Source organism: Bacillus sp. FSL M7-1020, from assembly GCF_038050415.1.
In the GTDB taxonomy this organism is placed as follows: Bacteria; Bacillota; Bacilli; order Bacillales; family Bacillaceae_G; genus Bacillus_A; species Bacillus_A toyonensis.
On sequence record NZ_JBBOTW010000001.1, the window covers coordinates 3,802,291 to 3,814,678 of the forward strand.

The window sequence follows — 12,388 nt, forward strand, 5'->3', positions numbered from 1 at the left end:
TTCTCCCCACTATACTCGACTTACTATTTCAACAATGCGATAAAAATGCAGCCAATTCCAAGTGCCAGAAAAAAGAGTTTCAAGAAAGAAATTTCGCTCGCTACACTCGCTATGCCTATTGTCATTGTTAAAATTAATACGGTCGGTCCAACAAACGCCAACATACCATTTATAAACAATGCTTTCTTCGCATCATTCACGTAAAGCATAAGCAAAGCGGCGAATATTTCCGCGCTACCCGAAAACAACCGAAGTAACCCCATTACGAGCACGGATGTTTCCATTGCCGCTAGCCACTGTTTCATTCTCCCACCTTCTCCCGTAACGGTTACGAATTCTACATTCCAAAAAAGAATATATTTGTACAACCATATGCAGAGGTTGTCTATTTCAGAAGTAAAAACATAATTTTTCTCTAACACCTTTATTTAAATCTGAATATTCGTGTTTTTTAATGGTATATTATGGTATATTTAATTTAAAAGGGGTATAGACGATGCAGCACGTTACTTTATTACCACTTGATTTACGCTATGCAAATGTGCTTTTTGAGCTATCAAGTGAACCACACGTAAAAAATGCATTAGGAATACAGGTAGAAAAAGTCGAAGACACGAAAGCATTTCTTCTTTTTGCAATAGAAGAAGAGCGCCAAAAGAAGTCTTTATCGAGAATGATTGTAAATGAAGAGAATGAAATACTTGGCCTCACCACACTTAAACATATTAATTATGGGAAGAAACAATCTCACATTGGTAGTTGGCTTGGCTATCCATATTGGGGTAAAGGGTATAATGAGGCAGCTAAAAAAGAAATCTTTAAAATCGCTTTTTTAGACTTACAACTTACATACGTATTCACTGGTGCTAAAACGACTAACATTCGCTCGTTAAAAGCACAAGAAAAACTACCTTACATTTCATTGCATGTGAAAAACAAGTTTCCAGGCGAACATGCTGCACTGGAGAAAGAAGTAAAATCACCTTGCGTACTGCATGTCGTATCGCGTAAGAAATTTTTAAATTGGCTGGACGTACAAAATGAGGGGGGAAAATATGAAGGTTTTGAAAATTAGTTTAACAATTGTAGTAGAATTAGCTCTTATTTATCTTTTTTCATTATTGGTCGGTTGGTCATTTATAGAGACCTTTTTCCTTGGCAGTCTAGCAATATTTGCAATTATGTGGTTAATTATTATGAGTAACCATAGAAATAACATTACAGATCACGCAATAAGTAAAACATTAACTGGTGTTGAGACTGGTGAAATAAAACCATTTCAATTCATTTTCACACCATATATAGCGGGTACTCTTTCACTTGTTTTAGTTAGTTTTGTTGTCACCGCAATTTACTATATGCCCTATTTTCTATAAAAAAGCACTCGTGATAATCACGAGTGCTTTTTTACTATGCACGAGAAACGTATTTACCTTCACCAGTGTTGATGATAAGCATTTCGCCTTCGTTAATGAAGATTGGTACTTGTACAACAAGACCAGTTTCTAATGTAGCTGGTTTTGTTACGTTAGAAGCTGTGTCACCTTTAATACCAGGCTCTGTTTCTGTAACTTTTAATTCAACTGTGTTCGGAAGTTCAACACCAAGTACTTCACCTTGGTATGTCATAATAGATACTTCCATGTTTTCTTTTAGGAATTTTAATTCGCGCTCGATTTGGTTTTCACCAAGTTCGATTTGCTCATAAGTTCCGTTATCCATAAATACATGAGCCTCACCGCTCGCGTATAAGTATTGCATACGACGGTTTTCGATGTGTGCTTTTTCTACTTTTTCACCTGCACGGAATGTTTTCTCTTGAACAGAACCTGTGCGAAGGTTACGTAGTTTAGAACGAACGAATGCAGCACCTTTACCTGGCTTTACGTGTTGGAAATCAAGTACTTGCCAAAGGGCATTGTCCACTGAAATTGTTAAACCTGTACGAAAATCGTTTACTGAAATCATGTAAAAAAATCCTCCTGTGTATTACAAAATAATAAGTTCTTTTGGTGATTTCGTAATTACTTCATTACCTTCACTCGTTACAATGATATCATCTTCAATACGTACGCCGCCAATACCTGGAATATAAATACCTGGTTCTACTGTTACAGCCATACCTGGTTCAAGTACTGTATCAGAACGGAACGCTAAACCTGGCGCTTCATGGATTTCAAGGCCGATTCCATGACCAGTAGAGTGTCCAAAGTATTCACCATATCCTTTTTCCGTTATGTAATCACGCGTTAATGCATCTGCCTCGCGGCCTGTTAAACCAGCTTTAATACCGTTTACACCACGTAATTGTGCTTCTAAAACGACATTATAAATTTCTTTTAATTTATCAGATGGTTCACCGACTGCAATTGTACGAGTAATATCAGAACAATACCCTTTGTAATAAGCGCCGAAGTCTAATGTAACGAAATCTCCTGTTTCTATCACTTTTTCAGATGCCACGCCGTGCGGTAATGCCGAACGAAGACCTGAAGCAACGATAATATCAAACGAAGAAGATGTTGCTCCTTGTTTTCTCATGAAAAATTCAAGTTCATTTGACACTTCAATTTCAGATACTCCCGGGCGAATGAATGATAGAATATGCTCAAAGGCAGCATCTGCAATCTGTGCAGCTTCCTTTAATATCTTAATCTCTGAATCAGTCTTTATCAAGCGTAACTTTTCTACAAGCCCAGAAGTCGGGATAAATTCAGCTTCGATCGCCTCATTATGCGTTACGTAAGAGCTATATGTAAGAGTATCCTGCTCAAAGCCAAGCTTTTGAATTCCAAGTTCTTTCACTTGCTTTGCAACTTCATCAATAATTAATCCTGCATGCTGCACGATTTCATATCCAACAGCTTGTTTACTAGCCTGCTCTACATAACGAAAATCCGTAATAAATTGAGCACGCTCTTTTGAAATAAGTACAACCCCAGCTGTTCCAGTGAAGTTAGCCATGTATCTACGACTATGTTCATTTGTTAATAAAATACCGTCGATACCAGCCTCAGCAAATGCGCTTCTTAATCTTTCGATTTTCTCCATGACTTTATGCCTCCCTTAATTTCTCCATTAATGCAAATAACGCTAACTTATAGCCATAAAAACCAAATCCAACAATTTGTCCTGCACAAACAGCCGCCGTCACAGATTCGTGACGGAACGATTCACGCTGGTGAATGTTAGAGATATGTACTTCAATAACAGGAATCGAAATGCTCGCAATTGCATCTCGAATTGCATAGCTATAATGCGTAAATGCTCCAGGATTTAAAATGATCCCTTCATATATATCTTCAGCCTCATGAAGACGATCGATAATCGCACCTTCATGATTCGATTGGAAACATTCTAACTCCACTCCCATTGTTTTTGCTTCTTGCTTCATATCTGCTTCAAGTGTCGCTAACGTGCCCTTTCCATATACATTTACCTCACGAACACCGAGGCGATTTAAGTTAGGACCGTTTACGAGGAGTAACTTTTTCATATTCTTAAAACTCCTTAATATTAAATATCTATACAACATTTTAACATAGGAGTTACTTATTTGAATAGTTCGTCTTCTCTTCTCCTTCTTGCTCCGCTTTATTACTATTTACTGCGTAAGAAACAGAGTATGCAATAAACACACCATACAATATAAAAATACATATTGTCGTCACAATCGTCTCTTTCGGCAAATTGAACGCACTTTTAATAACAGGTGCCATTAAACCCATTACGAAAAACAGTAACGCCCACCAAAATAGCCCATAAATAATCCCTGGAATGATTCCTTCAAATTTCGCCAAAAACGCTTTATACAAAAAGGAAATCAAGATTGAAAGAAGTCCCATGCAAACAATTCCTGACAGATTGCCCCATATCCCTTCTTTCCAACTCCCAAACGCAAATGGTAACAGTAAATAATTAGGTCCCGCTTCCGTGAATGAAAATATATGAAGGAAATACCATATTCCTCCCCAAAAAATTCCACCAAACAAACCGATTTGCACATAATTCCTTGTTCCTAATTGTTCTTGACTCACATCAACACCTCCGCTCAATAGTATGCCCGAAACTATTTTGAAGCATGTTTAAATACTGCGAAATTTGTCTATAAAAAGAATAAGAAATGTCCGACTCTCGTAACATTTTCTCTTGTCATATACTTGTATTTGTCGATAAAATAAAGGAAACTCGGTGATTGTCTTATTTCAAAACGACAGAACCCAGTATGACAATTGCCTCTTTTTCTACATAAGAGAGAAACAAATACAGGTTGGTGTTAACATGGCAGAAGAGTCAAAACAAATATATGGCGGGCAAGCAGTCATAGAAGGAGTTATGTTTGGCGGTAGAGAATATACTGTTACAGCGGTTCGTCGTAAAGATAAATCGATTGAATTTTATCGATTACCACGCGTTCGTAATAAAGCATTATCTATCCTAAAAAAAATTCCATTTTTACGAGGTATTGCCGCCATTGTGGACGCAAGTGCGAATGGAGCAAAGCATTTAAACTTCGCTTCAGAACGATTTGATGTCCACCCAGAAGATGATGAACAAATTGCAAATAAAAAAGAAGAACAATCAAAATTAACGATGGTATTAGGAGTTGCAGCAGTTGGCGTTTTATCTTTCATATTCGGTAAAGTCATTTTCACAGCAGTTCCTGCACTATTAGCTGAATTAACGAGACCGATTTTCCCATCTCATACAGGGCAAATCATTGTCGAAAGTGTCATTAAGCTCATGCTACTATTGAGCTATATATACTTTATTTCTTTAACCCCACTTATTAAACGGGTATTTCAGTATCACGGTGCAGAGCATAAAGTAATTAATGCTTATGAGAATAATCTTCCTATGACTGTAGAAAACGTCCAAAAGCAAACCCGCCTCCATTATAGATGTGGTAGTAGCTTTATTATATTTACAGTCATTATTGGAATGTTTGTTTATTTCCTCGTTCCTACAGATCCACTTTGGGCACGAGTAATAAACCGAATTTTATTAATTCCAGTCGTTCTCGGCATTTCGTTTGAAGTACTACAATTTACGAATCGATTGCGAGACATTCCTGTATTACGCATACTTGGATATCCCGGATTATGGCTGCAACTATTAACAACGAAAGAACCAACAGATGATCAAGTGGAAGTAGCTATTGCATCGTTTGAAGAATTATTACGTTTAGAAAACAAACAATAATTATTTAAAAATGGTGTTCAACTCCTCTCCTCATCGTTAATATACTAATTTTAATATATGTTTTTAGGAGGTGTTCCTTATGAACGGTCGTTCGTTTACTTTCGCTATATTTGTGCTTATAATCGGATTAGCAATATTCGGCCTTGTTTCATCTGTAATTACAAATCCAATGGGTGTATTAAGAAATATCGGGTATATGTTACTTGTTGTCGGTATCTTTTACTTGCTATACAAGATGTTTACTAATTCCAGTGGTTCTGCAAATTCGCAAAGCTCATATAAGCGCGCTGCAAAACAATCGAACCGCAAACATGGGAAACAAAATGTAGCACCCCTAAGCAATTCATTCTTGAAACGAAATACTTCTGATGACAAGGGCAAAAAGGGTAATTCTCCATCGTTGAAACGAAAAAGAAAACAATCTCATTTAACTGTCATTGAAGGTAAAAAGAACAAAAAGAAAGACCGTGCTTCCTTTTAGGAAATACGGTCTTTCTTTATACTTTCAAGCACTTCTTTCAAAGTTTTATCTATCATACTTTCAATTCGAAGGTGATGATTTTCAAATGGTAAATTTCTTGTCACATCATTTGGAACAACGACGCATTTTAATCCTGCCGCAACCGCTGCTTTCAATCCATTTAATGAGTCTTCAAATACAACAGCTTCTAATGGTTCAATTCCTAATTCCTCTATTGCAATTCGATAAAGTGCTGGATCTGGTTTTACCTTCTCAACATCTTCTCTCGTTTTAATTACTTCAAAATAATCTCGAATCTGTAGATCTTCTAAAAAACGAACAACCCATTCTCTAGATGAACTAGAAGCTAATGCGATTTTCAATCCCATTTCTTTCGCTTCTTCTAAATATTCTTTTACCCCATCACGCGCTTCTGGTATTTTCATTTTCTCTTTATGTAAAGTCGTCACCTTTTCTTTTAGTGCACGCTCGTTAAACTTTTCTTTTAATTGTTCCTTTAAATATGCATAAAGTACATTATCTGTCGTTCCAATACATTTCGCAAATTCCTCTAAAGGTAACTCTCCGCCGTACTCACGAACAGCATCTCTGAAAGAGTGAAACCATATTGTTTCTGTGTCCACAATTAATCCATCAAAATCAAAAATAATTGCTTTCATAATTCTCCCGTCCTTTTCGATTGAAATAAAAAAGGAAACGCCATCCGTTCCCCTTAATTACTTTTCTCTTCATTTGCTTTTTGAACACCACGAAGTGTTTCTACTCGAACCTCATCTTGTTCAAAATATTGTACTAAATCACCGATACGGTCAATTGCTTCCCAACTTAAATGATGTTCAATCCCTTCAACATCATTGTAAATCTTGCTTTCATCCAAACCAATAATACGCATAAACTGCTCTAGCAAGTCATGACGATATACGAGACGTTCTCCGATTTTTTTACCTTTTGATGTTAATACAAGCCCTCTATATTTTTCATAAATTAGATATTCATCTTTGTCTAATTTTTGCACCATTTTTGTTACAGAGGATGGATGTACACTAAGCGCTTCAGCAATATCAGATACGCGGGCATAACCCTTTTCATCAATCAACAAATAAATTTGTTCAATATAATCTTCCATACTAGGGGTAGGCATCGGTTTCCTCCATCCAATTTCATTTTGCTTATTCCGAACGAAGCAATCAATAAAATGATACACCAGAAAGAATAACGTGACAAGGTAGAAACGAGCCTAAATCTGCAAAAGAGAAAAGAACCTGCATTCAAATACAAGTTCCTTTCATGTGAAATATTGAATTTCTGCGTCAGGAAAAAAGTGACGAATATATCTTCGAATCGTTTCCTCCAATACTTCTGCATCATCTTTTTTATAGACGTATTTCCCAATACCGTATCGTCCCCATTTATATTTCCGCTTCTCTTCGTCCATTTCAAGTTTCGTATTCGGATAACGCGCTTGAATGACCTTTTTTGCCGGCTTCGTAAAGCGATGCTGAATTAATTCAAACGTTAAATTTGGTATCACCATATCTTTCAAGGCATTGTATAATCTCTCAAACAATTCACGATACCCCTCTTCCCATCCTTCATGCATATAAAGTGGCGCAACTATAAAGCCAAGTGGATAATTAGCCCCTGCCACTTTACGAGCAGCCTCAATTCTCTCTTCGAACGGCGATGTCCCCGGTTCAAAATTTTTAATCACATAACGTGAATTAATGCTAAATCGAAAACGCGTTTTCCCATTATGCTTTGCATCTAATAAATGATCAACGTGCGAATATTTCGTAACGAAACGTAAACGCCCATGCTCACTTTCTCCCATAAATTCGATCGTTCGCTTTAAAGCATGCGTTAAATGATCAATTCCAACGATATCTGATGTACACGCCGCTTCAAATCTTGTTATTTCTGGTGCCCTTTCATCCATATATTGCTGTGCCTTCTCAAATATTTCATCTAGATTCACATATACACGAACGTAAGGTTTACTACCAAGGGTCGTTTGCAAATAACAATAATGGCAATGTCCCATACACCCTGTTGCAAGCGGAATTGCATATTCAGCTGACGGCTTTGACGTATCAAACTTTAATGTCTTCCTCACCCCAACGACAAGCGTTGCCTTTGCATTGCGATACTTTTGCAAATCATTTTCACCTGGCAAATTTCTAATTTGATTATGGGATGTCGTTTCACGAATTTCTAATCCCATCTTCGTAAACTTCTCATACAGCTCTTTTCCAAGTGGATATTCGAGTGCCTTCGGTTCAAAGTAAACAAGTTTTGGCATAAACGGTTTCATATACTTCCCTCCTCTCGTTAGTATGGAGAACACGGAAAAATTAAAACGCATTAAAGTTTTCCACTTCAGTAACTTGCATTGCAAGTTACTGAATGTTATAATTTGGATAACAGCTACCTTGCAAGGCAAGTTACCTGAATAAAAGGTGGGGAAATCATGCATAGCCAAATGTTAAAAGGTGTACTCGAAGGTTGCATCCTATACATCATTTCGCAAGAAGAAGTGTATGGATATGAGCTGAGTACAAAATTAAATAAATACGGCTTTACATTTGTCAGCGAAGGAAGCATATATCCGTTATTGTTACGTATGCAAAAAGAGAGGCTAATTGAAGGAACATTAAAAGCTTCCTCACTCGGTCCAAAGCGAAAATATTATCATGTAACCGATAAAGGAATAGAACAGCTTGAAGAATTTAAACAAAGCTGGGGAATGGTTTCGACAACGGTGAACAACTTATTACAGGGAGAGTGATAGGGATGAATGCGCAAGACATGATTGAATTGAACAACAAAAAACGCGAACTTCTAACATTTGAAAACGAAGCTTCTTATGGCGATATGCTAGTATATCTTCGGTTATCTAACGTACCTGAACAACAAGTAGAAGAACTATTATTAGAAATATTAGATCATCTCATCGAAGCACAAAGAGAAAATAAAAATGCTTATGATATTTTCGGCAATGACTTACAATCTTATTGTGATGAACTCATATCGGCTTTACCAGCTCAAACAAAGTTAGAAAAAACTTCTTTAATCGGTTTTGTTATTAGCTTACTTCTTGCTATACAGTTTGGAATGGATGCACTTGTTTCGACTTTCATTTTAATCTTCAGGAAAAATATCGAACAATTAAGCCCAGCTTTTAGCATCCCTGGAACCACTTTGTTCGTTTCACTTATTATACTAGGCATACTTTTCATTTTATATTTATTAAAGCGCTATTCCTTTGATCAAAAGATGAATTGGAAAAGAAGGATTCTATTTGGATTTGCATTTGCTACTCCATTTTGTTCAGCTGTATTTTTAAATGTCTATTTTAAAAAACAACCTTATCTCATTTACCACCTAACCTTTTGGCAAAACGCCTTAATTGCTATCTTATTTTTCATTTTATATAAATTACTATACAAAAAATCAAATTTTTAACAGCCTTTCAAAAGGCTGTTTTTCTTCTGTCTAATTTTACAAATTGAAAAATTTCATAAAGAAAATAAGAAAAATGCAAAATAATTAAAGTTAATTGTTGACGTGATGCTTTTATTATCGGTATCATAAATCTTCGTGAGCAATTATTTTTCGTTATACGATTTTTTTATTATTACTGAATTTTTGAGAGGAGAAATTAGATGTCAGTTAAGAAGAAAACGCAAGTACGCACCGGCAAAATGGTACGTGAACTAATGTTAGCAGACGAAGATGTAAATGCTTCGCTAATTATGGTATACAGTGAAAACGGTGTAAACGCAGAAATTAAAATCGAGGGCTTAACGCCGAAATGTAACGAAGAATTATTTTTGAGCGGAAACGTGGATTGGAACAAGAGTGTTATTTATAAAATTGTTGATTTCACTGGAAACGCTGAAGTTGGTAAAGTTACATTATCAGCGATGAACAAAAACAATGTTTCTCTAGAAATAGAACGCGTTATGTGGAGTAAAGAAAATAAAGAGGCTGCTGGTCAAGAAGAAACACCGGTAGAAGCCACACCGAAAAAAGAAGTAGTTGTAGAAGCTCCAAAAGCAGTTACACCTGCTCCTAAACCTATTACGCGTGTAGAAACACCTGCTATGGCCCCTAAGCCTACTCCGGTACCGACGCCGAAGCCAGTAAGCGTAGAAGCAGCTGTAGAACTAACTACTCCAGCACCTGTGAAAAAAGTAGTCCCTACTTCAGTTACAAAGCAAGAGACAGTACCGGTTGCTCCAGCAAAACCGAAACAACCTGCTTTGACTGAAACAAATTCAAAACTACAAGAAAATTATGTGAAACTCGTGAAAAAGACAATTGAAGTTTGTCAAGATTACGAGCTTGGCATCGACATAGATGATTCTATTGAAGGCTTAAAAGAAGAACTACAAAGCCAAGGTATTAGCGTTACATTTGACAAAGAAATTATGGACGTTGTAAATCGCCTTCGTTCTTTACAAGATAAAGGAATCAAAGTAGAAAAAGTACTTAATTTACTATAAAAAAATAAGAGATGGCAATTGCCATCTCTTATTTTTTATAATTCCATTCCTTACTTTCATACTTTTCTTTTGCTAACGTTTGAACTTCATGTAACTGTTCTTCTGTTAATTCATATGGCACAAGCTCTATATCCAATCCTTTTTCAAACCCAACCTCGAACGCTTTAATTAACTGTTCGATCGTAAATGTACGGTCTGTCAATTTATTAATTGCTACCGCTTTAGAAGAAAACATACTTTTCATACGTTCTTTCACACGTTCATTTGGGAATAAAAATAGGTCGTATAGTTCGTCTAAATCTATTTCTAACGGAATCGATCCGTGCTGTAAAATAACACCTTTTTGACGTGTTTGAGCACTACCTGCGATTTTTCTTCCTTCAACTACAATTTCATACCAAGATGGCGCATCAAAACATACTCCTGAACGCGGATTTTTTAAATTCTCACGATCCGCCTCTGTTTTCGGAACTGCATAATACGCTTCTAATCCTAATGCCTTAAAACCGTCCAATAAGCCTTGCGAAATAATGCGGTATGCTTCCGTAACTGTTTTTGGCATATTTGGATGATCTTCAGACACAATAACACTGTACGTTAATTCTTTGTCATGTAGTACACCCCTGCCGCCTGTTTGACGACGAACGAACCCATATTTCTTTTCGTTAACTACATCCATATTTATATCTTTTTCAACACGCTGGAAATACCCGACTGTTAATGTTGGTACTTCCCATTCATAAAAACGAATTGTTGGTTGCATCTTCTTTTCACTTTGCCAATTTAATAAACATTCGTCTAACGCCATATTAAACGCTGGTGAACATTGACCAGAGTTAATATAACACCATTTTTCTTTTCCCATCCTACACCTCATATAACCAATTATTTTTCACATTCTCTAGTCTACCAAATTCGACAAAATTTGTGAAAGAATACGAAATTTCTCCTTATATACAAATGAATCTGTTGCATAAATACATATGGGCATTATAATATTGAAAGTAGGATAAGAAAAAAGGGAGCGATAGAACCGTGTCAACAACTTGGATTATTTTATTAGCCGTAATCGTAGCGTTCATCGGTTACACTGTATGGATGTATTTCTATCAGAAAAAATTAATTAAAACTCTTACAGAAGAAGAATTTCGCGCTGGCTACCGTAAAGCACAGCTTATCGATATTCGCGAAGCAGACGAATATAACGCAGGGCACATTTTAGGTGCACGTAACATTCCGTTATCACAAATTCGCCTTCGTCATAAAGAACTTCGCCAAGATCAACCTGTTTACTTATACTGCCAAAGCGGATTCCGTACAGGCCGTGCAGCTCAATACTTAAAAAAACAAGGTTACAAAGATTTCTACCAATTACAAGGTGGATTTAAATCTTGGACAGGTAAAATTAAAAAGAAATAACATACAAAAACTAGCTGCATGCTGCAGTTAGTTTTTTATTTCATATTGTTTGCAATGTAATATAGATTCTTTTTTATTACATCTGCATCGTTCTCTTCTACATTACGATATAATAACTGATATTCAATCCCCTTTTCTTTCCATAGAAGCGTAGCAAATTCCTCTCCTCTCTCGAAGTCATCTTTATTTTTAAAATAAGCAGACGCTCCATTATTCAATTTCATTTGTTCTTGAAATCGCTTTTCTTCTACAAAATCCGGAAAACTGTAAGGGAAATTTGCAACAGTTAGCTCAATATACTCATGTCTACCTTGCTCCTGTTGTTTATATTTAATCGTTAAGACAGCATTCTTCTTTTCAATCGTTCTTACTTCACCCAACACATCACTCGTAATGTCATACGGTAAAAAGGTAGGAACTTTAAATTTCGCCGGAAAATATTTTGGAAGTTCTTTTAACGGAATCGGATCCGTAACGCGATCTGTAGCCCCACCTGTTGTTCCCACAAATGTTTTTTCTTTTTGCATCGTTTGCTGAAATGAACATGAGCTAAGTAATACACTAGAAAACACGAAACAAATGATTCCTTTTTTCAATTTGTTTCCGCCCTTTCATACCGCCCTCTTAACGAACAAAGCGTTTATATGTTGTTCATATTCGCTTGAATGCCACACTCCACCTTTGAAAACTTTCCTCGTTATTCTCACACATTTTGACAAAACTGCTTTCAAACAAACAGAAAGACTTCGCTATTCTTACGCCCAAACGAAATGGTTACGCG

General features: G+C 36.3%; 18 protein-coding genes. 8 read left to right on the top strand and 10 right to left on the bottom strand.

Features of this window, described 5'->3' with window-relative positions:
* Positions 1-23: 23 nt before the first annotated feature.
* Positions 24-305 carry a YqhV family protein gene (locus MHB70_RS19315; protein ID WP_000816054.1) on the bottom strand — a complete coding sequence of 94 codons (282 nt, stop codon included), beginning with the start codon at positions 303-305 and terminating at the stop codon, positions 24-26.
* Between the two features lie 191 nt (positions 306-496).
* Here MHB70_RS19315 and MHB70_RS19320 point away from each other — a divergent pair, with 191 nt between their 5' ends.
* Together MHB70_RS19320 and MHB70_RS19325 are read left to right on the top strand one after the other, a co-directional pair.
* Entirely contained in the window at positions 497-1,075 is a 579-nt protein-coding gene (locus MHB70_RS19320; RefSeq protein ID WP_001164998.1) for a GNAT family N-acetyltransferase, read from the top strand.
* Positions 1,056-1,376, top strand: a complete 321-nt coding sequence (locus MHB70_RS19325) for a hypothetical protein (RefSeq protein ID WP_000866179.1) — start codon at positions 1,056-1,058, stop codon at positions 1,374-1,376. Before MHB70_RS19320 ends, MHB70_RS19325 begins: the two co-directional genes overlap by 20 nt.
* Positions 1,377-1,410: 34 nt before the next feature.
* Here the strand turns inward: MHB70_RS19325 and efp are convergent, their stop codons facing one another.
* From efp to MHB70_RS19345, 4 genes are read right to left on the bottom strand one after another with little or no spacing between them, the layout of a single operon-like run.
* Positions 1,411-1,968, bottom strand: coding sequence for an elongation factor P (gene efp, locus MHB70_RS19330; protein WP_000626519.1), 558 nt, complete (start codon positions 1,966-1,968; stop codon positions 1,411-1,413).
* Positions 1,969-1,989: 21 nt separating this feature from the next.
* Positions 1,990-3,051, bottom strand: coding sequence for a Xaa-Pro dipeptidase (pepQ, locus tag MHB70_RS19335; protein WP_000411034.1), 1,062 nt, complete (start codon positions 3,049-3,051; stop codon positions 1,990-1,992).
* 4 nt (positions 3,052-3,055) lie between these two features.
* Complete coding sequence (gene aroQ / locus MHB70_RS19340) at positions 3,056-3,496, bottom strand: type II 3-dehydroquinate dehydratase (protein ID WP_000735144.1); 441 nt, start codon at positions 3,494-3,496, stop codon at positions 3,056-3,058.
* 52 nt (positions 3,497-3,548) lie between these two features.
* A complete protein-coding gene (locus MHB70_RS19345) occupies positions 3,549-4,037 on the bottom strand; it encodes a YqhR family membrane protein (RefSeq protein WP_061529596.1) in 489 nt (162 codons plus the stop codon).
* Between the two features lie 244 nt (positions 4,038-4,281).
* Here MHB70_RS19345 and MHB70_RS19350 point away from each other — a divergent pair, with 244 nt between their 5' ends.
* Both MHB70_RS19350 and MHB70_RS19355 read left to right on the top strand, forming a co-directional pair.
* Positions 4,282-5,202: a DUF1385 domain-containing protein gene (locus tag MHB70_RS19350; protein WP_000797102.1), complete on the top strand. Its 921-nt coding sequence runs from the start codon at positions 4,282-4,284 to the stop codon at positions 5,200-5,202.
* Between the two features lie 79 nt (positions 5,203-5,281).
* On the top strand, positions 5,282-5,683 hold the full coding sequence (locus MHB70_RS19355; protein WP_001014465.1) for an SA1362 family protein: 402 nt from the start codon (positions 5,282-5,284) through the stop codon (positions 5,681-5,683).
* Here MHB70_RS19355 and MHB70_RS19360 read toward each other — a convergent pair.
* The 3 genes from MHB70_RS19360 to splB form a co-directional block, all read right to left on the bottom strand.
* Positions 5,680-6,342 carry an HAD family hydrolase gene (locus MHB70_RS19360; protein ID WP_000643925.1) on the bottom strand — a complete coding sequence of 221 codons (663 nt, stop codon included), beginning with the start codon at positions 6,340-6,342 and terminating at the stop codon, positions 5,680-5,682. The genes MHB70_RS19355 and MHB70_RS19360 overlap by 4 nt on opposite strands.
* 53 nt (positions 6,343-6,395) lie before the next feature.
* Positions 6,396-6,824, bottom strand: coding sequence for a transcriptional regulator MntR (mntR, locus tag MHB70_RS19365; RefSeq protein WP_001143071.1), 429 nt, complete (start codon positions 6,822-6,824; stop codon positions 6,396-6,398).
* A 144-nt stretch (positions 6,825-6,968) separates the two neighbouring features.
* Positions 6,969-7,994: a spore photoproduct lyase gene (splB, locus tag MHB70_RS19370; protein ID WP_061529597.1), complete on the bottom strand. Its 1,026-nt coding sequence runs from the start codon at positions 7,992-7,994 to the stop codon at positions 6,969-6,971.
* A 156-nt stretch (positions 7,995-8,150) separates the two neighbouring features.
* Here splB and MHB70_RS19375 point away from each other — a divergent pair, with 156 nt between their 5' ends.
* The 3 genes from MHB70_RS19375 (at position 8,151) to MHB70_RS19385 (ending at position 10,188) form a co-directional block, all read left to right on the top strand.
* On the top strand, positions 8,151-8,468 hold the full coding sequence (locus MHB70_RS19375) for a PadR family transcriptional regulator (protein WP_000556090.1): 318 nt from the start codon (positions 8,151-8,153) through the stop codon (positions 8,466-8,468).
* 5 nt (positions 8,469-8,473) lie between these two features.
* Positions 8,474-9,145: a DUF1129 family protein gene (locus MHB70_RS19380; RefSeq protein ID WP_000993577.1), complete on the top strand. Its 672-nt coding sequence runs from the start codon at positions 8,474-8,476 to the stop codon at positions 9,143-9,145.
* Positions 9,146-9,345: 200 nt separating this feature from the next.
* The gene (locus MHB70_RS19385; protein WP_000111890.1) at positions 9,346-10,188 is read left to right on the top strand and encodes a hypothetical protein; all 843 of its coding nucleotides are present in this window, start codon (positions 9,346-9,348) and stop codon (positions 10,186-10,188) included.
* 28 nt (positions 10,189-10,216) lie between these two features.
* On the opposite strand, the gene MHB70_RS19390 is transcribed toward MHB70_RS19385, so the two are convergent.
* Positions 10,217-11,053: a lipoate--protein ligase family protein gene (locus MHB70_RS19390; protein WP_000514088.1), complete on the bottom strand. Its 837-nt coding sequence runs from the start codon at positions 11,051-11,053 to the stop codon at positions 10,217-10,219.
* 170 nt (positions 11,054-11,223) lie between these two features.
* Between MHB70_RS19390 and MHB70_RS19395 the strand changes: the two genes are divergently transcribed.
* Entirely contained in the window at positions 11,224-11,607 is a 384-nt protein-coding gene (locus MHB70_RS19395) for a rhodanese-like domain-containing protein (protein ID WP_000108653.1), read from the top strand.
* 35 nt (positions 11,608-11,642) lie between these two features.
* On the opposite strand, the gene MHB70_RS19400 is transcribed toward MHB70_RS19395, so the two are convergent.
* Positions 11,643-12,179: a hypothetical protein gene (locus tag MHB70_RS19400; RefSeq protein ID WP_002155974.1), complete on the bottom strand. Its 537-nt coding sequence runs from the start codon at positions 12,177-12,179 to the stop codon at positions 11,643-11,645.
* Positions 12,180-12,388: the final 209 nt, after the last annotated feature.

Coding starts and splice junctions, on each gene's coding strand:
- MHB70_RS19380 (WP_000993577.1), top strand. CDS start 8,474: ATGAATGCGCAAGACATGATTGAATTGAACAACAAAAAACGCGAACTT.
- MHB70_RS19360 (WP_000643925.1), bottom strand. CDS start 6,342: ATGAAAGCAATTATTTTTGATTTTGATGGATTAATTGTGGACACAGAA.
- MHB70_RS19325 (WP_000866179.1), top strand. CDS start 1,056: ATGAAGGTTTTGAAAATTAGTTTAACAATTGTAGTAGAATTAGCTCTT.
- efp (WP_000626519.1), bottom strand. CDS start 1,968: ATGATTTCAGTAAACGATTTTCGTACAGGTTTAACAATTTCAGTGGAC.
- aroQ (WP_000735144.1), bottom strand. CDS start 3,496: ATGAAAAAGTTACTCCTCGTAAACGGTCCTAACTTAAATCGCCTCGGT.
- MHB70_RS19355 (WP_001014465.1), top strand. CDS start 5,282: ATGAACGGTCGTTCGTTTACTTTCGCTATATTTGTGCTTATAATCGGA.
- splB (WP_061529597.1), bottom strand. CDS start 7,994: ATGAAACCGTTTATGCCAAAACTTGTTTACTTTGAACCGAAGGCACTC.
- MHB70_RS19390 (WP_000514088.1), bottom strand. CDS start 11,053: ATGGGAAAAGAAAAATGGTGTTATATTAACTCTGGTCAATGTTCACCA.
- pepQ (WP_000411034.1), bottom strand. CDS start 3,051: ATGGAGAAAATCGAAAGATTAAGAAGCGCATTTGCTGAGGCTGGTATC.
- MHB70_RS19315 (WP_000816054.1), bottom strand. CDS start 305: ATGAAACAGTGGCTAGCGGCAATGGAAACATCCGTGCTCGTAATGGGG.
- mntR (WP_001143071.1), bottom strand. CDS start 6,824: ATGCCTACCCCTAGTATGGAAGATTATATTGAACAAATTTATTTGTTG.
- MHB70_RS19385 (WP_000111890.1), top strand. CDS start 9,346: ATGTCAGTTAAGAAGAAAACGCAAGTACGCACCGGCAAAATGGTACGT.
- MHB70_RS19350 (WP_000797102.1), top strand. CDS start 4,282: ATGGCAGAAGAGTCAAAACAAATATATGGCGGGCAAGCAGTCATAGAA.
- MHB70_RS19320 (WP_001164998.1), top strand. CDS start 497: ATGCAGCACGTTACTTTATTACCACTTGATTTACGCTATGCAAATGTG.
- MHB70_RS19375 (WP_000556090.1), top strand. CDS start 8,151: ATGCATAGCCAAATGTTAAAAGGTGTACTCGAAGGTTGCATCCTATAC.